The 19,233-nt window shown below is 68.0% G+C and carries 14 protein-coding genes and 1 pseudogene; 6 read left to right on the top strand and 9 right to left on the bottom strand.

The annotated features are described in order from the left end of the window. The first annotated feature begins 130 nt into the window (after nt 1–130). The gene (locus AC5Y47_RS11115) at nt 131–1,330 is read left to right on the top strand and encodes a cytochrome P450 (protein WP_499944019.1); all 1,200 of its coding nucleotides are present in this window, start codon (nt 131–133) and stop codon (nt 1,328–1,330) included. A gap of 10 nt (nt 1,331–1,340) precedes the next feature. Then, nucleotides 1,341–3,566 carry an MMPL family transporter gene (locus AC5Y47_RS11110; protein WP_499944018.1) on the top strand — a complete coding sequence of 742 codons (2,226 nt, stop codon included), beginning with the start codon at nt 1,341–1,343 and terminating at the stop codon, nt 3,564–3,566. Here the strand turns inward: AC5Y47_RS11110 and AC5Y47_RS11105 are convergent. From AC5Y47_RS11105 to AC5Y47_RS11095, 3 genes are read right to left on the bottom strand one after another with little or no spacing between them, the layout of a single operon-like run. Beyond that, the gene (locus AC5Y47_RS11105) at nt 3,517–4,992 is read right to left on the bottom strand and encodes an aldehyde dehydrogenase (RefSeq protein ID WP_499944017.1); all 1,476 of its coding nucleotides are present in this window, start codon (nt 4,990–4,992) and stop codon (nt 3,517–3,519) included. The two genes, AC5Y47_RS11110 and AC5Y47_RS11105, sit on opposite strands and share 50 nt — an antisense overlap. A 45-nt stretch (nt 4,993–5,037) precedes the next feature. Next, the gene (locus AC5Y47_RS11100) at nt 5,038–5,805 is read right to left on the bottom strand and encodes a class I SAM-dependent methyltransferase (protein WP_499944016.1); all 768 of its coding nucleotides are present in this window, start codon (nt 5,803–5,805) and stop codon (nt 5,038–5,040) included. A gap of 23 nt (nt 5,806–5,828) precedes the next feature. Continuing rightward, nucleotides 5,829–7,595, bottom strand: coding sequence for a serine/threonine-protein kinase PknH/PknJ (locus AC5Y47_RS11095; RefSeq protein ID WP_499944015.1), 1,767 nt, complete (start codon nt 7,593–7,595; stop codon nt 5,829–5,831). A 205-nt stretch (nt 7,596–7,800) separates the two neighbouring features. On the opposite strand from AC5Y47_RS11095, the gene AC5Y47_RS11090 reads away from it, so the two are divergent. Further along, the gene (locus tag AC5Y47_RS11090; protein WP_499944014.1) at nt 7,801–8,955 is read left to right on the top strand and encodes a glycosyltransferase family 4 protein; all 1,155 of its coding nucleotides are present in this window, start codon (nt 7,801–7,803) and stop codon (nt 8,953–8,955) included. 25 nt (nt 8,956–8,980) lie between these two features. Here AC5Y47_RS11090 and AC5Y47_RS11085 read toward each other — a convergent pair whose 3' ends face one another. Next, nucleotides 8,981–9,745, bottom strand: coding sequence for a YoaK family protein (locus AC5Y47_RS11085; protein WP_499944013.1), 765 nt, complete (start codon nt 9,743–9,745; stop codon nt 8,981–8,983). Between the two features lie 208 nt (nt 9,746–9,953). On the opposite strand from AC5Y47_RS11085, the gene AC5Y47_RS11080 reads away from it, so the two are divergent. Further along, on the top strand, nt 9,954–10,247 hold the full coding sequence (locus tag AC5Y47_RS11080; protein WP_499944012.1) for a helix-turn-helix transcriptional regulator: 294 nt from the start codon (nt 9,954–9,956) through the stop codon (nt 10,245–10,247). Here the strand turns inward: AC5Y47_RS11080 and AC5Y47_RS11075 are convergent. Then, nucleotides 10,228–11,922, bottom strand: a complete 1,695-nt coding sequence (locus AC5Y47_RS11075) for an MmpA family trehalose lipid delivery protein (RefSeq protein ID WP_499944011.1) — start codon at nt 11,920–11,922, stop codon at nt 10,228–10,230. The genes AC5Y47_RS11080 and AC5Y47_RS11075 overlap by 20 nt on opposite strands. A gap of 5 nt (nt 11,923–11,927) precedes the next feature. Then, nucleotides 11,928–13,214 carry a cell envelope lipid trafficking protein PgfA gene (gene pgfA / locus AC5Y47_RS11070; protein ID WP_499944010.1) on the bottom strand — a complete coding sequence of 429 codons (1,287 nt, stop codon included), beginning with the start codon at nt 13,212–13,214 and terminating at the stop codon, nt 11,928–11,930. A 102-nt stretch (nt 13,215–13,316) separates the two neighbouring features. Here pgfA and AC5Y47_RS11065 point away from each other — a divergent pair, with 102 nt between their 5' ends. Next, nucleotides 13,317–14,489, top strand: coding sequence for an acyltransferase family protein (locus AC5Y47_RS11065; RefSeq protein WP_499944009.1), 1,173 nt, complete (start codon nt 13,317–13,319; stop codon nt 14,487–14,489). Between the two features lie 95 nt (nt 14,490–14,584). Here AC5Y47_RS11065 and AC5Y47_RS11060 read toward each other — a convergent pair whose 3' ends face one another. Genes AC5Y47_RS11060 through AC5Y47_RS11050 form a run of 3 tightly spaced genes read right to left on the bottom strand, consistent with a single transcriptional unit; the run spans nt 14,585 to nt 17,769 of the window. Further along, a complete protein-coding gene (locus AC5Y47_RS11060) occupies nt 14,585–15,331 on the bottom strand; it encodes a PP2C family protein-serine/threonine phosphatase (RefSeq protein WP_499944008.1) in 747 nt (248 codons plus the stop codon). Nucleotides 15,332–15,334: 3 nt separating this feature from the next. Further along, on the bottom strand, nt 15,335–16,792 hold the full coding sequence (locus tag AC5Y47_RS11055; RefSeq protein WP_499944007.1) for an AMP-binding protein: 1,458 nt from the start codon (nt 16,790–16,792) through the stop codon (nt 15,335–15,337). After that, the gene (locus tag AC5Y47_RS11050) at nt 16,789–17,769 is read right to left on the bottom strand and encodes a phosphotriesterase family protein (RefSeq protein ID WP_499944006.1); all 981 of its coding nucleotides are present in this window, start codon (nt 17,767–17,769) and stop codon (nt 16,789–16,791) included. Before AC5Y47_RS11050 ends, AC5Y47_RS11055 begins: the two co-directional genes overlap by 4 nt. Before the next feature lie 62 nt (nt 17,770–17,831). Between AC5Y47_RS11050 and AC5Y47_RS11045 the strand changes: the two are divergent. Further along, nucleotides 17,832–19,154: pseudogene (locus tag AC5Y47_RS11045) on the top strand (acyl-CoA dehydrogenase family protein); the annotation flags it as partial. Between the last annotated feature and the right edge of the window lie 79 nt (nt 19,155–19,233).

Raw genomic sequence — 19,233 nt, 5'->3', positions numbered from 1 at the left:
CTCCCCTCCCGGTCCGTCAAGAAATCCTCGACCCCATGGAATCTTAGGGCGATTCAGACCCGTCGGTGCAACAGTAGGGCTTGCGAATTGGTCCGCCGCACGTTTGAGTTAGACGTGGGAGGAGGTCGCTATGGCCACAGAGGCCGACGTGAAAACAAGTTTCGAAGCCCAATTGCCGTTCGAGCAGGACGGGCCGTTTCAGATCGCCCCGGAACTGCGCGAGTTGCAGGCCCGCGGTCCGATCCATCGGGTGCGTACCGCGTTAGGTGATTCGGCGTGGCTGGTCACCCGTGACGCCGACGTGCGGCGCCTGCTGGCCGACGAGCGCCTGGGACGGGGCCATCCCGAGCCGGAAACCGCACCGCGGCTGGGCGAGTCATTGTTATTCGGTGGGCCGGTAGGCAATTTCGACACCGAGAAGGCCGATACCGCGCGGATGCGCGAACTGTTGCAACCCCATTTCGCCCCGCGGCACATGCGCGCGCTCGCCCCGCGGATCGAGGCCCTGACAACGCAACTGCTCGACGAACTCGAACAACACGGATCCCCGGCCGATCTACACGCGATGCTGGCGGTGCCGCTGCCGATCCTGGTGATCTGCGAATTGCTCGGCGTGCCTTACGAGGACCGCGACAAGTTCCAGGGCTGGGTGGACGACGTCGCCAACACCGTCGACCGGGCACGCTCCGAACAGGGTGTATTCCAGCTCTTCAGCTACGGTCAGCAGTTGGTGACCGCCAAACGCGAGCACCCGACCGACGACGTGATCTCCCGGCTCGCCGCCGTGGACGGGGTATCCGATCTGGAAGTGGCCGGGATGTCGATGGCTCTGCTGTTCGCCGGACACGAGACCACTGTGGTCCAAATCGGGCTCACCGCAATGCTGTTGCTGGCCGACCCCGCCCAGTGGCAGGCACTGGTCGACAATCCCGGAATGGTACCGACCGCGATCGAGGAAACCATGCGGGTCGCACGCACCCGCGGCTTTCCGGTGCCACGGTACGCGCGCACCGACTTCGAAACCGACGGCGTCCAGATCAAGGCGGGGGAACTCGTGCTGCTCGATCTCGGCGCCGCCAACCTCGATCCCAGGACCTTTGAAGACCCCGGCCGCATCGATCTATCCCGTTCGGGCGCAAGCCATCTCGCGCTCGGCTTCGGAATCCGGTACTGCCTCGGCGCGCCGCTGGCGCGTGTCGAGTTGCAGACGGTGTTCAGCCAGCTGGTGTCGCGGTTTCCGACGTTGCGCCTGGCCGTGGACGTATCGGAGCTGAAGTTGTCGCCCGACGCGCTGACCGGCGGGCTCACCGAACTCCCGGTGCAGTGGTAGTCGGCTGACGGTGCTGCGAGGCATCGCCCGGTCGGCGATCGCGGCGCCACGCTGGATCGTTTTCGTGGCCGCGCTGCTCACGACGGGACTGGGCGTGCTCGCCATCCCGGTGACCCAGAGTCTGTCCGCGGGCGGCGTCTACGATCCGGCGTCGCAGTCGGCCCGGGCGGACAGCATCATGGCCCAGAAATTCGGTCAGAGCCAGCAGCAACTGCTGATCACCGTGACGGCACAGACCGGCTGGATCACCGGCCCGGCCCGTGCGGTCGGTCTGGACATCGTCGCCGGCCTGGCCCGGTCGCCCCATGTGGCAAGCGTCATTTCGGCATGGACCGTGCCGACCGGCCAGGCGGCGGGTCTGATCAGCGACGACTACACGTCGGGACTGATCGTCGCCAACATCACCGGCGACGAGAATCACGCGCCCCGCTACGCGAGCGACTTGGCCGAGGAGTTCGCACACGACCGCAACGGGGTGACGGTGCGCGCCGGCGGGGTGTCCATGCTTGCCTCGCAAGTCACCGAGACGGCGGCCAAGGACCTGGTGGTGATGGAGTCGGTCGCCATTCCGTTGAGTTTCCTTCTGCTGGTGTGGGTATTCGGCGGTCTGCTCGCCGCCGCGTTGCCGATCGCCGTCGCGATGATCGCGGTCACCGGTACGCTCGCCGCGCTGCGGCTGATCTCGCTTGCCACCGAGGTGTCGACATTCGCACTGAATATCAGTGCCGGCCTGGGTTTCGCGCTGGCGGTCGACTACACCCTGCTGATCGTGAGCCGTTACCGCGACGAAATCGCCGACGGGGCCACGCGCGACGACGCCGTCGTCACCACGATGGTGACCGCCGGCCGAACGGTGTTGTTCTCGGCCGCCACGGTCACCCTGGCGACGGCGTCGATGGTGCTCTTTCCGATGAGTGCGTTCAAATCGCTCGCCTACGCCGGGGTTGCGACGGTGGGTTTCGCCGCCCTGGCCGCGCTGACGGTGACACCCGCGGTCATCGTGCTGCTGGGAAACCGGTTGAACTCACTGGATGTCCGCAGGTTTTTCGCCAGGCTGCTGCGTCGCCCACATCCGGCGCACCGGCCGGTCGAAGAACAATTGCTGTACCGCTCGACGAAATTCGTTATCCGCCATGCGATTCCGCTGAGCATCGGTGCCACGGCAGTGTTGGTGTTATTGGCGCTGCCCGTCACCGGCCTGAAACTCGGGGTCGCCGACGACCGGATACTGCCGACGTCTGCGTCGGCCCGCCAGGTGGGCGATCAACTCCGAAACGAGTACCCGCGCGAGGGATTCGACGGCGTCACCGTGGTCATTCCGGAAACCACCGGGCTGTCGCCGCAGGACCTGGATCGCTACGGCGCCGCATTGTCTCGGGTACCTGGCGTGACGAGTGTGTCGGCGCCGGGCGGCAGCTACGTCGACGGGCTCCGCAGCGGGCCGGCGTCGGGGGCCAGTGCGATGAAGGACGGGGCCGCGTTCCTGACCGTCGCCAGCAGCGCCGAACTGCTGTCCGCAGAGTCGGACAGGCAGCTGGACCGGCTGCACGACGTCGCACCACCAAACGGGCGGTCTGCGATCTTCGGTGGGCTCCCACAGATCAACCGCGACAACATCGACGCGATGACGAGACCGCTGCCGTGGGTGCTGGGCATCACGGTGGTAGCGATGCTGGTCCTGCTGTTCCTGCTCACCGGAAGTGTCGTCGTTCCCCTGAAAGCGTTGGCGCTCAACGTGTTGTCCCTGACCGCCACCGTCGGCGCGTTGGTCTGGGTGTTTCAGGATGGGCATCTGGGTGGGCTGGGGACGACCTCGATCGGGGCGCTGCCCAGCGTGGTGCCCCTGCCGTTGTTGTGCATCATGTTCGCGCTGTCGATGGACTACGAGGTGTTCCTGGTTTCCCGGATCCGCGAGTACTGGTTGGCATCTGGGCGCACCCAGGCGGACAACGACGAGAGCGTGGCGCTCGGGCTGGCGCGCAGCGGCAAAGTGGTAACCGCAGCCGCGATCTTGATGGCGGTTCCGTTCGCCGCGCAGATCGGCACCAGCGTGCTGCGGATGTTCGGGGTGGGACTCACCTTGGCGATCCTGGTGGACACCACTGTGGTGCGGATGGTGCTGCTGCCGGCCCTGATGCACCTACTCGGTAGGTGGAACTGGTGGTCGCCTTTCGGACGGCGCGAAGCTACTCGACCGTGTAGCCCATCGGCATCAGCACGCTCTTCTGCTGCGTGAAGTGCTCGACACCCTCGGGCCCGTTCTCCCGCCCGATGCCGGAGTTCTTGTAACCGCCGAACGGACAGCACGGGTCGAAGGCGTACCAGTTGATGGCGTAGGTCCCGGTTCGGATCTTCTCCGAGATCTCGATCCCCTTGGGCACGTCCGACGTCCACACGCTGCCGGCCAGCCCGTACACCGAGTCGTTGGCGATCTTGACCGCGTCCTCCTCGGTGTCATACGGGATGATGCTCAGCACCGGCCCGAAGATCTCTTCCTGGGCGATGGTCATCTTGTTGTCGACGTCGGCGAAAACCGTTGGCTGCACGAAGAATCCGTTATCGAGGCCCTCGGGACGGCCGCCGCCGCAGACCACCCGGGCGCCTTCCTCGACGCCCTTGGCGATGTAGCCCTCGACGCGTTCGCGCTGCTTCTCCGAGATCAGCGACCCGATCTGCGCGGTCGGGTCCGACGGCGGCCCCACCGGCAATGCCTGCACGAAAGTGCTTACCGCATCGACGATCTCGTCGTACCGGGAGCGCGGCGCCAGGATGCGGGTCTGGCCCACGCAGGCCTGCCCGGTGTTCATGATCCCGGAGAACACCATCATCGGGACGGCCGAGGCCAGGTCGACATCCTCGAGGACGATGGCCGCCGACTTGCCGCCCAGTTCCAATGTGCACGGCTTGAGCAGTTCGGCGGCGCGCTTGCCGATCTCCTTGCCGACCGCCGAACTGCCGGTGAAGGTGAACAGGTCGACGTCGGGATTGGCGGTCAGCGCCTGGCCGGTCTCCACGCCGCCAGGCACCACCGACAGCACCCCCTCGGGCAGACCGGCGTCTGCGAACACCTCCGCCAAAGCGTTTGCGGTCAAAGGTGTTTCGGCGGCCGGCTTGAGCACCACCGTGCAGCCGGCCAGCAACGCCGGGCCCAGCTTGTTGACCGCCAGGAACAGCGGCACGTTCCACGCCACGATGGCCGCGACCACGCCGATCGGCTCGCGATGCACGATGGTCTGACCGTAGGAGCCGGTGCGGACCTCACGCCACTTGACCTGCTCGACCGCCGGTCCGGCGAAGAAGTTCAACGCTCCCATCGTCCCCAGCCAGTGCATGGTCTCGATGGTCATCGGCGGCTGGCCGGTCTCGTCGGCGAGCAGCTTGGCGAAGTGCTCCTTGCGCTCTTCGAGCAGCTGCAGCGCCTTGGCGATGACGGCGGCGCGCTCCTGCGGCGGGGTAGTGGGCCAGGGGCCGCTGTCGAAGGCCGCCCGGGCCGCGGCGACCGCGGCATCCACGTCGGCCGCCGTCGCCAGTGGCACCTTGCCGACATAGTCGCCGGTGGCCGGGCAGTGCACCTCGATGACCTCGTCGGTGGCCGGTTCGGTCCATTTGCCGCCGATGAAGAGCTTGTCGTACTCGGTTGTAGCGGTTGTAGCGTTAGTCACAGCCGCCACCCTACCCAAGCCGGCGCGGAATTAGAACATGTTCCATTATCGCGGTGACAGGACCAGCACGAGATTGCTCACCAGGAACTCCCGCAGCACCGGCACCGACGTCAGCCACCACGCCCATCTCGGGTGGTAGCGCGGAAAAGTCGTGATCAGAGCCCCCGTGCCGGCGGCCCAGTCCAGGCCGTCGGCGGCCGACACCGCGAACAACGACGACCCGTAGTCGTTCTTGGCGCGATGCCCGTGTTTGCGCGCGTATCGGGCGGCCGCGCGCGTCCCGCCGAGGTAATGTGTCAGACCCATCTCGTGCCCGCCGAACGGTCCGAGCCAGACCGTGTAGGACAGCACCACCAGCCCGCCGGGTCTGGTCACCCGCAACATCTCGTTGCCGAGTTGCCAGGGCCGCGGGACATGTTCGGCGACGTTGGACGACAGGCAGATGTCCACCGAGTCGTCGGCGAACGGCAGGGCCATGCCGGAGGCGCGGACGAACGCACCGCAAGCGCGTCCCGAAGCCGGTCCGGCAGCGTGCATTTCGGCCGGGTCCGGTTCCACGCCGACATACCGCGCGCCGGCATCGGTGAACGCGGCCGCGAAGTATCCGGGTCCGCCGCCGACGTCGAGCAGGGTGACGCCGGTCAGGCCGCGGCCTTGTCGGGACAACCACAGATCGGCCACCATCGCCGCGGTGTCGGCGGCCAAAGCGCCGTAGAACCGCGCCGGGTCCGGCTGTTCGTAGCGGAACTCCGAGAGCAGTCGCACCGACCGGCCCAAGGTGGCCCGGCGCGCGAAGATGTCGGTGACTTCCACGCCGGAAACCCTACGGTCACCGACTACTTGGACACCTTGGCCGCGATCGCCTCGGCGATGACAATCCCCTCGTCGGTGAGATTGGTGTGGCACGCCTGCACGTTGACGACGACGTTGTTGGCCGCCCGCAACGCTTGCTGGCAGCGCCAGCTGCCGCCGGTCACGACGCTGTGCAAGGTGCCGTTGGTGACGCTGACCGGCCCGGCCGACCATTCTTTGGCCTCGCCGGACGGCTTGGTGACGGTATAGGTCCGGTTCACGCAGGCGGCCCATTTGGGCCGGGCTTCGGTGACGAATGCGGAAGCAGCCTGCGCGGTCGGGAACCGCGCGACGGCCTGGTCGAGCCAGTGATAGGCCGGATTTTCGGTGACCTGTTCCTCGACCGAGTCGGTCATGCCGCTGCCCGCGTAGGTGTCGGCTTCCACCGTGTCCACGACGCGACATTCGGCCGGCGACACCTGGTACGGGTTGTTGGTGATCGGGTGAGGGCCCCCGGACGAGCTCATCCCGCTGGTCGCCATCGTCCGGTTGACCTCGGCCACGGTGAGCAGCAACCCGTTCAATGCCGACGCGGAGACGGGTTTGGCCGTTTCGCTCGTGGTGGTCTCACTGGAGCTGGCCGTGGTGAAATCCTTGTCGGAGCCGCCTGAAAAGGAGAGGACGCCGACGATGGCGATCACCAGGACGACCGCCGCCGCCACCCCCGTCCACAGCCATACGTTGGTGTTTCCCCGCCGGGGCGGCGGGGGACCCCCGAAACCACCGCTCATCGGCGGCGGGCCCGCGAACGGTGCGGCCCCGGCCATCTGCGTGGGACCGCTCGCGTACGGGTTCGGTGGCGGTTGCTGGTGCGGTGGCGGATAGGCCGGGCGGGGAGGTTGGTGGACGGGGCCGGACGGCACCGGTGCCTGCATCGTGGGGGGCTGGGTCTGGGGCTGAGGCTGGGGCTGGCTCGGCGACGGTGGGGGCTTGGGTATCGGGCTGGTGATGGCGCTGCGCGCCGCGGTGGTCAGTTCTTTGGTGGTGTTGTAGCGGTCGTCGGGGTTCTTGGCCATGCCTTTGGCGACGACCTGGTCGAGTTGGGCGGGGACGCCGGCACGCAGCGCGGACGGCCGGGGCGGCGGCTGGGTCAGATGCCCACCGAGTTGCTGTTCGAGGCTGTCGCCGGGAAAGGGTTGGCTGCCGGTCAGGCATTCGTGCATCACGCAGGTCAGTGCGTAGATGTCGACGCGGTGGTCGGTGTTGTCCCTGGTCATGCGTTCCGGCGCGAGGTATGCCCAGGTGCCCATCACGCTGCCGGTGCTGGTGAGCGAGGTCTCCCCGGAAGTACGGGCGATACCGAAGTCGATCAGGTAGGCGAAGTCGTCCTCGGCGACCAGGATGTTGGACGGCTTGACGTCACGGTGCACCAGGTTGATGCGGTGCGCGGCGTGCAGCGCCGAGGCCACCTGGTCGATGATGTGGACGGCGCGGGCCGGATCCAACGGCCCGTCGGCCAGGATGCTCTGCAGGTCGCGGCCCACGATCAGGCGCATCGTGACGAACAGCCGTCCGTCGATCTCGCCGAAGTCGTAGATCGGGACCACATGGGGTTCGTCGAGCCCGGCCGCCGATCGGGCTTCGCGCCGGAACCGTTGTTGGTAGGTCTCGTCGTCGGCGAGCTGCGCGGGCAGCACTTTCAGGGCGACCACGCGCTCGGTGACGGTGTCGAACGCCCGCCAGACCTCGCCCATGCCGCCGCGGCCCAGCAACTCGATCAGGCGGTAACGGCCAAAGGGTGTTCCGTCCACAGCAACTTCTCCTTCTGCGCTCAACCCTAGGAGCTGTTGACGTGTTAGCCGAGCGATTCGCGGAATTGGTGCCCCGCAGCGCCCGGCTCCGCCGTGCTCGCGATCGCCACGGGGTTCGATGGTGGCGACCCGCAGCGCCCGGCTCGCTGCGCTCGCGATCGCCCGGCTCCGCCGCGCTCGCGATCGCCACCTAGGCTGGTGGGCGATGTCTGAGCTGCGCTCCGTACTGCTGCTGTGCTGGCGCGATACCGGGCACCCCCAGGGCGGTGGCAGCGAGACCTATCTGCAGCGCGTCGGCGCACAACTGGCCGCCGGCGGCATTCGCGTCACGCTGCGCACCGCGCGCTACCCCGGCGCCCCCCGCACCGAAGTCGTCGACGGCGTGCACATCGACCGCGCCGGGGGCCGTTACACCGTCTACGTCTGGGCGATGCTGGCGATGGCCCTGGCCCGACTCGGTCTGGGACCGCTGCGTGACGTCCGTCCCGACGTGGTCGTCGACACCCAGAACGGCCTGCCGTTCCTGGCGCGGCTCCTTTATGGACGGCGGGTCGTGGTGCTGGTGCACCACTGTCACCGCGAGCAGTGGCCGGTGGCCGGACCGGTGCTGTCCCGGGTCGGCTGGTTCGTCGAGTCGACGCTGTCACCGCTGCTGCACCGGCGCAATCAGTACGTGACGGTGTCGCTGCCGTCGGTGCGGGATCTGGTCGCCCTCGGCGTCGACAGCGAGCGAATCGCGGTGGTACGCAACGGCCTCGACGAGGCACCTGCGCAGACGTTGTCGTCCCCGCGTGCGGCCGCGCCGCGCGTGGTGGTGTTGTCCCGGCTGGTGCCGCACAAGCAGATCGAGGACGCGTTGGAGTCGGTGGCGGGATTGCGGGCCCGGATCCCGGGTCTGCACCTCGACGTCGTCGGCGACGGATGGTGGCGCCGGCGGCTCGTCGACCACGTACACCGGCTCGGCATCTCCGACGCGGTGACATTCCACGGGCACGTCGACGACATCACCAAACACCTTCTGCTGCAACGTGCTTGGGTGCATGTGCTGCCGTCGCGCAAAGAGGGATGGGGCCTGGCAGTGGTCGAGGCGGGGCAGCACAGTGTCCCCACGATCGGGTACCGATCCTCCGGAGGTCTGTCCGATTCGATCATCGACGGGGTCACCGGCATGCTGGTCGACGACCGGGCCGGGCTGCTCGATCGGTTGGAAGAGCTGCTTCGCGATCCGGTGCTGCGCGACCAACTGGGCGCCAAGGCGCAGGCACGCAGTGTGGAATTCTCCTGGCGGCAAAGTGCCGACGCGATGCGCACGGTGCTGGAAGCCGTGCAGGCCGGCGGACGGGTCAGTGGTCTGGTCTAGGACCTAGCGCCCGTCGGCCTGGGATTCACGCACTGGCCGTGGCCATTTCGGCGATTCGTCGCACCGGGAAGGCGGCCCGGACCCGCCGCGTGTGCAGCGAATACGACGTCGCGATGACGACGCAGAACGCCGCGGGCACGAGCAATGCGTAACCGCCGACCCGCGCTCCGATCAGGATCCCGGCGGCGCCACCCACCAGGAAGAGCACCAGCGTCGCGGTCAGGACCGCCGCCTTCCACTTCTCCACGCCGTGCCGGCGGATGCGTCCGAGCATCAGGCCGAGGTCGGTGACGGTGCCGGTGAAGTGGGTGGTGCGGATGGCCATCCCGCGGAAGCTGGACGTCAACCCGTTCTGCATGCCGAGCGCTGCGGCGGCGAATAGCGCCTGTATGACGGGTTGTTCGACACCCAGTGCGTCGATACCCGCCTTCAGCGGCGTCTCTTCGACCCCGAAGGCGGCCATGATCAGCAGTATTGCCTCCATGGTCAGCACGGTCGCGTGGTGCGGCGCCCGCGGGTGCTGCGCGGTGCCGAGTGCGGCTCCGGCCGCGATGGCACCGAGCCAGAAGCCGATCAGGATCGCCACCAGCAGATGGCCTTCGTAGAGCCACGGGTTGGCGGTGTTCATACCCAACTGAGTCGTCACCCCGGTCAGGTTGCCGACCGGGAAAGCAAGGATCGAGATGGCTACGGCGTTGACGAAACCCGCGATGAAGGCCAGGGACGCGCAATAGCCGAGCAGCGTCCGTGGCGACGAGAACGGACGCTCGCGGTCGGTGTCGATGGTCATCGGAAGGTCGCTTTCAGCGTCGGTGTTCCGGGGAGTGGTCAGCGGGCTTCGGCGCCCTGAACGAAGGCTATTGAACGAAATTTTCTTCATCAATACCTTTTCGTATGAGTCTGGCAAGAGTCGCGACCCGTGAAAACGCACGATGTTTCGGTTGTATGAATTAACGAAGTCATTTACGCGAAAACTCACCGCGAGTAAAATGGTGGGCGTGCCGAGCAAACCCGGTGGCTCCGACCGTGGTTGGACATTTTTGACCAACCACGGCCATGTGCTGCTGTGTGTCTCGGCCGGTCAGTCCCTGACCGCGCGGGAATTGTCACTGCGCATCGGCATCACCGAGCGGTCCGTCCAGACGATCCTGGCGGACCTGACGGACGAGGGTTACCTGGTCAAATCCAAGGCCGGCCGTCGCAACGTGTACACGCTCAACCCCAAGGGGCGGTTGCGTCACCCGCTGGAAGCCAGCCACACCGTGGGTGAACTTATCGAGGCGTTGTCGTAGCCACCCGCCGCCGCGTCCACAGCGTGCCCGCCCCTCCCACCAGCAACATCGCCAGCCAGGCCAGGTGCGCGGTCACGACGGCGCCGCGGCGGGCAGCAGTCAAGGGTGCGCTGCTCCCGCCGATCCGATACAGCGTCAGGTCCCGGTCCTGGTAGACCGGTGTCAGCTGCGCGAGCGTGCGATCAGCAAACCCCATGTCGCTGGGGGTGCCGGATTCCACGACCAGCCACGCCACCCCGGCCGATGTCAGGGCCGACGGTTCCGGCCCGGACAGCAGCAACTCCTGCACCCGCCGCGCGTGCGCGCCCTCCCCAGGCACCGTCACCCCGGAGATCACCAGATCGCCGGTGGTCAACACCTCGGAGCGAACCCAGCGGGGCAGCGGGTCGAGCACCGGCGCCGGCCCCGACCACGCGAAGCGCCGCATGGTCCCCGCGGGTAGCACCGCAACCGGGCCCCGCTCGCTGTCGATCCGTGCGGCCACCGCCGCCCAAGCCCGCGGGTAGTGCACCGGCGTCACCTTTGCCCACACCCCCCACGCCAGGTCGGGTAACGCCAGCAACAGAGCCAGGCAGCACACCAGCGCCGCCACGCCGGGCCGCAACCAGCGCCGCAACGTCACCACCGCGCCCGCACCGGCCAGCGCGTACCCCGGCATCGCCAGCGCCACCCACTTCTGGTCGTCGCGCAACACCCCCGAGGGCGGCACCGCCTCGATCAACGAGCGCAACACATGCAGACCCGGACCGGTGGCCAACAACGCTGGCACCAGCACCGCCGCCCCGGCCAACACCAACAACGGAACCACCGCCGGTCGTCGCGCCACCACCGCAAGCCCGGCCGCCACCACGCCCAGCAGCACCGCCGCCGACACCACAGCGAAAAGCGTTGTCCGCGAAGCGGGTACCGCTTCGCCGTTCCAGATGCCACCCAGGCTGGCGAGGCTGCCCAGGGTGCCCAGAGCCGGCTCGGCGCGCGGGGCGAACACGTCGACCCCGGCCGTATCGGTGCCATCCAACGACGGGCCCAGCACCGCGGCCGTCAGCCACGGCAGCGCGCCCAGCACCGCACAGCCCAAGGCCGCTGCCCCGCACCACCACCGCGGACGTCCCTGCCCCGGGACCGCCACACACACCAACGCCACAACCGCGGCCAGCAGCAACCCGGTCGGGGTCAACCCGGCCAGCGCGGTCCAGAACGCCAACCCCAACATGCCCCGCCACCCAGCATCCGAGCGCAGCTCCACCATGGCCGAGGCCACCCACGGCAGACATCCATAGCCGAGGAGCAGACTCCAATGGCCCTGCAGCAACCGCTCGCCGACATAGGGATTCCACACCGCCAGCGTGCAGGCCACGAAGCCGCCGGCCAGCCCCGCCTCGGGCAGCACCACGGCCGCCAGCCGCGCCGCTCCCCAGCCCGCCAGCCACAGCCCCAACACCAGCAGCGCCTTCACCAGCACACCGCCGTCGACAGCGCGAGAGGCCAGCGCCAGCGCGAAATCCTGCGGCGTCGCGCGCGGGGCCGCGGTCAACCCCAGCGCGGCGTCGGACAGATACGACCGCGGCGTGGACACCGCGTCGCGCAGCAGCAGGTAGCCGGGTCCCAGCAACGGCGCGGCCACCAACAGCGCCAGCAGCAACGCATACGCCGGCCGGGCCCAGCCGGCCCGCACGGCGATTAGCCCCGTTCGGTCGGGCCCGGCGGTGGCGGCTCGGGTGGTCCCGGCTCGGTCGGGGCCGACGCACCCGCATCCAGCTGGGGCGGATCCGGCGGCGGCTCACCGGGCGGATCCGGCCGCTGAGCGGGAATCTTCTCCGTCACCGCTTCCGCCCCGGGCACCGGCGGCTCGAGGCCGACCCGACGCAGGAAGTCGGTGTCGTCGCGGTCCAGGCCCGGATCGGTCAGGGCGCTCTCGGTGCGCAGGCTGAACGAAGCCAGCACCCCGCCGCCGATCAGCGCGATCAACCCGGTCGCGGTGAGCGTGATCGGCAGCACCCGTGACCACAACGCCAGCCGGTCGCGCTCGTCACGGGCCGAGTTGACCTGCGATTCGACTGTCTCCGGGGTCGAGGTCACCTTGTAGTCCACCAGCGTCACCTCGGGCTTGAGCCCGTCGCGGGCGTAGTAGTGGTGGGCCTGGTCGCTCTGCTTGACGATCGTGCCGGTGACCGGATCCACCCAGAAGACTCGCTTGGCGGTGTAGTAGCGGGTCATGGTGATCTGCTCGGCCGGGTCCCCGGGCACACCCCACATGCCGGCGCTGGTGGTGATCTTGCGGTCCTCTTCGCCGGCATACAGCGACGGGTAGGTGACCGGAGCCACCGGCTTGCCTTCGGAGTTGACCCCGACGGTCTGCGTGAAGCGGTAGGTCGTCAGACCGTTGACGTCCTCTTCGCCGTCGTAGTTGGCGTCGAACGCCTTCTGTGCGATCGGGTCGAAGTACGGGTAGGTCTTGCGCTCGGTGTTGAACGGGAATCGGTACGACAGGCCCTCGTGGCGCAGCGGGATCGGTGTCGGCGGGCTCTCGTCGCCGAATCCGCGCGGTTTCTGCACCGAGCCGCCCGGATGCGTATCGTCGGCGACCGCGACGGCGCTCTTACGGTTCAACGTCACGTTGTCGACGATGGCCAGCAGCAAACCGCTGTCCTTCTGCTTGTCGCTGCGCCGCAGCGACGACCCGACCTGCAGGGTGACCACCTGCGCGTTGGCCGGCAGCTCGACACTGACCTGCTGCTGGGACACCAGCGGCACGTTCTGGTTGACCACGACGCGCTCACCGGACAGCGACGCCGCGTCCAGCGCGGTTCCGTTGCCTTCACTGATCAGCGTCGCGTCGATGTTGAGCGGAATCTTCTCGATCCTGCTGCTGGTGTAGGTCGACAGCAGCAGCGCCGCGATCAGCAGCGCGGCTCCGAGTCCGATGGTGCCGCAAGCGGCGATACGCAACATGACTGCTCGATTCACGTTGCAGTGACCTCCTATAGGTCCAAGGATTCGCAACCAGTGCGGCAGACTTGATTGACCCTAACAGCAGCGGTTAAGGGACAACCGGACCGAAGGCAGACTGTGACCGTGACCGATGCCCAACAGGTCGGCGGCACCCGCAGTTTCCTGCCCGCCGTCGAAGGCATGCGCGCCTGCGCGGCCATGGGCGTGGTGGTCACGCACGTCGCCTTCCAGACCGGGCACTCCAGCGGGGTGGACGGCCGGTTGTTCGGGCGGTTCGATCTGGCCGTCGCGGTGTTCTTCGCGCTGTCGGGGTTCCTGCTGTGGCGCGGGCACGCGGCGGCGGCGCGCAACCTCAAACCGCGCCCGCGCACCGGTCACTATCTGCGGTCGCGGGTGGTCCGCATCATGCCGGCCTATCTGGTGGCGGTGGTGGTGATCCTGACCCTGCTGCCGGACTCCAATCACGCCAACTTGACCGTGTGGCTGGCCAACCTGACGCTGACCCAGATCTACGTGCCGCTGACGCTGACCGGCGGGCTCACCCAAATGTGGAGCCTGTCGGTCGAGGTCGGCTTCTATCTGGCTCTGCCGGCTCTGGCGTTGTTGGCGCGCCGGCTTCCGGTCGCCGCGCGGGTGCCGGCGATCACGGCGGTAGGCGTGCTCAGTTTGGCGTGGGGGTGGTTGCCGCTGGACGCGCTCGGACGGGGCCCGGGCGCCAATCCGCTGAACTGGCCGCCGGCGTTCTTCTCCTGGTTCGCCGCGGGCATGGTGCTGGCCGAGTTGGTGCACAGCCCCATCGGTCGGGTGCACCGGCTGGCCCGCCGCCGGGTGCTGATGGCGGTGCTCGCGGTGGGCGCCTACCTGGTGGCTGCCTCGCCGCTGGCCGGCCCGGCGGGCCTGGTGACCAGCACCGCGTCACAGTTCTCGGTGAAGACAGCGATGGGCGCGGTGGTGGCGTTCGCGCTGGTGGCGCCGCTGGTCCTGGACCGTCCCGACACCCCGCACCGGCTGCTGGGCAGCACGCTGATGGTCACGCTGGGCCGCTGGTCGTACGGGTTGTTCATCTGGCACCTGGCCGCGCTGGACATGGTGTTTCCGGTGATCGGCGCCTTCGCGTTCGACGGGCGGATGCCGACGGTGCTGACGCTGACGCTGGTGTTCGGCTTCGCGATCGCGGCGGTGAGCTACGCGCTGGTCGAGTCGCCATGCCGGGAAGCGTTGCGCCGCTGGGAGAAACGCGCGAAACCGGGGGAGCCGCAAGACCGCGAGGCGGACGCGATCGCGCCCTAGCTGTGAAGAACACCTAGCCACACCCGGCGCCGAGCGCGCTCATATGTACGCCGCAACGCGGCTTTCGGCGTACATATGAGGACTCTCGCGTCCCCCTACGCGGCGGGGGACACGTTGATCACCAACGCGGTGATGTTGTCCGGCCCGCCGCCTTCCCGTGCCGCGGCGATCAACGCCGCGCAGGCGTAACCGGGAGCGGGGTTTTCGTCCAGGATCCGGCCCAGCTCCGGCTCCTTGACGACGCCGTGCAACCCGTCGCTGCACAGCAGGATCCGGTCCCCGGCCCGCAGTTCCAGAGCGCTGGAATCCGCCCGCGCCGGTGGCTTCATCCCCATGTACTTGGTCACCACGCTGCGCGCCTTGTGCCGCCCGGTGTCCGCGGCGTCGACCTGGTGCGCGTCAACCAGCGCCTGAACCAGGGTGTGGTCGCGGGTGAGCCGTTGCAGTTGGCCGTCGCGTCGCAGGTAGGCGCGGCTGTCGCCGAGGTGTGCCACCAGCGCGCGCGGACCCGCGATCACCACGGTCACCAGCGTGCTGTTGGCGCCCTGGTAGCGCGCGTCGGCCTGCGACTTGGCGTGCAGGTGATCGGAGAGCTCGGAGACAGCGCGCCCCAGCCGCTCCGGAGCATCCGGCTCGTCGCGCTGATCCAGCGGAATGTGGTGGGAGACGTAGTTGGGCAGTACGTCGACCATCGTCTGGGCGGCCAGCGCGCCGTCGCGGCTGCCGCCCACGCCGTCGGCCACCATGAACAGGAACTGGTCGGCATCGGCCCCCCAGCGGTCCTGGTTGTTGCTTCGTTCGCAACCGACGTCGCTGAGCGCGGAGTATTCCAGGGCAAACATGGTCTAAGTCTGCAACCGCGCGACCACGACGTCACGTACCGCCGTGCGACGCGCCTTGCCCGCGTCGTCGCGCAACGGCGTGTCGACGAACTCCACGGTGCGCGGCACCTTGTAATGGGCGAGCCGTTCGCCGACGAACGACTGCACACCCGCCTCGTCCAGACCCGAACCGGGCACGGTGTGCACCAGCGCGTAGGGCACCTGTCCCAGATCCTCGTCGGGAACGCCGACGACCAAGCAGGACAACACATCCGGGTGGGCGGACAGCGCGTTCTCGATCTCGGCCGGGTAGACGTTGCGGCCGCCGACGGTGAACATGTCGACCCGCCGATCGGACAGGTACAGGAAGCCATCGGCGTCGAAATAACCCAGGTCGCCCAGCGAATCCCAGCCGTCGCGGCTCTTGGCCCGGACGCCGACGTAGCGGTAGGTGGCGGCGCTGCCCGGGTTGGGCCGCATGTAAATCTCGCCGATCACCCCGGGCGGGCACGGGTTGCCGTCGTCGTCGAGCACCTTCATCTGCCCGGTGACCACCTGCCCGACCGAACCCGGGTGGGCCAGCCACTGCTCGCCGTTGATGAACGTCAGCGCCTGCAGTTCGGTGCCGCCGTAGAGCTCCCACAGCGCCTCGGGTCCCAGCAGCTTGATCCAGGCTTCCTTGACCGCCGGCGGGCACGGGGCGCCGACGTGCCAGAACCGCCGGATCGAGGACAGGTCGTAGGCGTCCGGGTCGGCGTTGTAGACCGGAAGCGCCCGCTGCATGATCGTGGGCACCGCGGTGACGAACGTGACCCGGTACTCGGCGATGAGCCGCAGGAATTCGTGCGGATCGAACCGCGGCAGCAGCACCAGGTGGTGGCCCATCAGCAGCGCGATGGTCGCGGTGCTGAACCCGGTGTTGTGGCTGAGCGGCACCGGCACCAGGTTGACGTCGCCCTCCTGCGCGCCCAGCGGATGGCCGATCGCCGGCGGGATCCGGCTGTCGCCGCCGGCTTCGATCAGCTTGGGCCGTCCGGTGCTGCCGCCCGAAGCCAACGACTTCCAGCACGGCGACACCGCTTCGGGCAACGGCTCGTCGGAGAATCCGTCGGGTAGGAAACCGGTTGGCACGCCTGGAATCCGGCCGCCGGGGTCGTCCCGGCCGATCAGCAGCGCCCGCGGCTTGAGCGCCAGCAGACCTTCGAACTCCGCGTCCGGCATCCGCGGCGACAGCGGCTGCGGGACGGCACCCAACTTCCAGCACGCCACCGTCGCTTGCACCCACTCGATCGAGTTGGGCAACACGATGCTGACGTAGTCGCCGACGCCGACGCCGCGTTCGGCATAGGCGCGGGCCAGCCGGTTGGTCGACGTGTCGAGTTCGGCGCGGGTGATGGTGTGCCCGTCGCAGCTGACGGCGGGCGCATCGGGGGCGAGCGCGGCCAGCCCGGAGAGCTGGGTTCCGATCGGTGGGACGCTCACTGATAGGCGCCCTGCCGGTCGAAGATTTTGCGCGGGTTGTCGACGAGCATGGTGCGCAGCTGCTCGTCGGTGACGCCGCGCTCTTTCAGCGCCGGGATGACGTCGTTGTGGATGTGCAGGTAATGCCAGTTCGGGGCGGCGACGGCGAGCATGTCCTCGGGCAGCGCGTCGAAGTAACAGTTGGCGTCGTGCGAGAGCACCATCTTGTCGGCGTGCCCGCGCTCGCACATCTTGGCGACGATGTCGACGCGCTCCTCGAACGGCAGGATGACGTCGATGCCGAATCGGTCCATGCCCAGGTAGGAGCCGGCGGAAATGAGCTCTTCGAGGTAGCCGACGTCGGTGCTGTCCCCGGAGTGCCCGATGACCACCCGGCTCAGGTCCACGCCTTCCTCTTCGAAGATGCGTTGCTGTTCCAGCCCGCGCCGTAATCCGGCGTGGGTGTGGGTGGAGATCGGCACCCCGGTGTGCTTGTGCGCCTGGGCAACCGCGCGCAGCACCCGCTCCACCCCGGGGGTGATGCCGGGTTCGTCGGTGGCGCACTTGAGGATTCCGGCCTTGATGCCGGTGTCGGCGATGCCCTGCTCGATGTCGCGGACGAACATGTCCACCAGCACGTCCGGGCCGTCCAGCAGCGTGCCCGGGCCGGTGTAGTGAAAGCGCAGCGGCAGGTCGTTATAGGTGTAGAACCCGGTCGCGACGACGATGTTGAGCTCGGTCTGTGCGGCGACGCGGGCGATGCGCGGGATGTAGCGGCCCAGCCCGATCACGGTCAGGTCGACGATGGTGTCCACGCCGCGGGACTTGAGTTCGTTGAGCCGGGTGACGGCGTCGGCCACCCGCTGGTCTTCGTCGCCCCAGGCTTCGGGATAGTTCAGCGCGATCTCGGTGGTCATGATGAACACGTGCTCGTGCATGAGCGTGACGCCGAGGTCGCCGGTGTCGATGGCGCCGCGGGCGGTATTGAGTGCTGACACGTCACTGATGCTAGGTCGCCAAGCCGGTCCGCCGACAGAGGCGTTTGCAGTACGGTGCGCTCATGCTGCTCAACCCCAATAACCTGCAACGCAAGTACCCGGACGCCCGCTCGGGCGAGATCATGCAGGCCACGGTGGACTTCTTCGAGAACCGCGGCAAGGCGAAGCTCAAGCACGACGACCACGAACGTGCCTGGTACTCCGAGTTTCTCGACCACATCGCCCGCGAGCGCATCTTTGCCTCCCTGCTGACCCCGTCCGAATACGGCGCGGACGACTGCCGTTGGGACACCTACCGGATCAGCGAGTTCGCCGAGATCATCGGCTTCTACGGGTTGAGCTACTGGTACCCGTTCCAGGTGACGGCGCTCGGTCTGGGCCCGATCTGGATGAGCGACAACGAGGACGCCAAGCGCAAGGCCGCGGCGCAGCTGGAGCAGGGTGAGGTGTTCGCGTTCGGCCTGTCCGAGCAGACCCACGGCGCCGACGTCTATCAGACCGACATGATCCTCACCGAGGCCGAACACGGCTGGGTCGCCAACGGCGAGAAGTACTACATCGGCAACGCCAATGTGGCCCGGATGGTCTCCACCTTCGGCAAGATCGACAAGACCGACGAGTACGTCTTCTTCGCCGCCGACTCCCAGCACGACCGGTACGAATGCAAGAAGAACGTCGTCAACTCGCAGAACTACGTCGCCAACTACGCGCTGCGCGACTACCCGGTCACCGAAGCCGACCTGCTGCACCGCGGCATGGGCGCGTTCCACGCCGCGCTGAACACCGTCAACGTCTGCAAGTACAACCTGGGCTGGGGCGCGATCGGCATGTGCACCCACGCCTTCTACGAATCCATCACCCACGCCGCCAACCGGCACCTGTACGGCACGGTCGTCACCGACTTCAGCCATGTGCGACGGCTGCTCACCGACTCCTACGTCCGGCTGGTCGCGATGCGGCTTGTCGCCACCCGCGCCAGCGACTACATGCGCAGCGCCTCGGCCGAGGACCGCCGCTATCTGCTGTACAGCCCGCTGGTCAAGGCCAAGGTCACCGGTGAGGGCGAGCGGGTGATCACCGCACTGTGGGACGTGATCGCGGCCAAGGGTGTGGAGAAGGACACCTTCTTCGAGACCGTGGCCCGCGAGATCGGCCTGCTGCCCCGGCTGGAGGGCACCGTCCACATCAACATCGGGCTGCTGGCCAAGTTCATGCCCAACTTCCTGTTCGCCCCCGACGCCGCGCTGCCGTTGATCGGTAGGCGTGACGACGACGCGGATGACACGTTCCTGTTCAACCAGGGACCCACCGGGGGTCTGGGCAAGGTGCGCTTCCACGACTGGCGAGCGTCATTTGCCAGCTACGCCCACTTACCGAACGTCGCGCGCGCGTTATGACCAGGTCTGGACCCAGCACGTCCTGCCGCTTAACGGCGCGTACCAAATGCGCCCCTGACGCCGACCG

This window comes from Mycobacterium sp. NGS22, assembly GCF_059813095.1.
The sequence above is the reverse complement of the archived record's forward strand: the minus strand, read 5'-3'. Positions and strand labels throughout refer to the sequence as shown.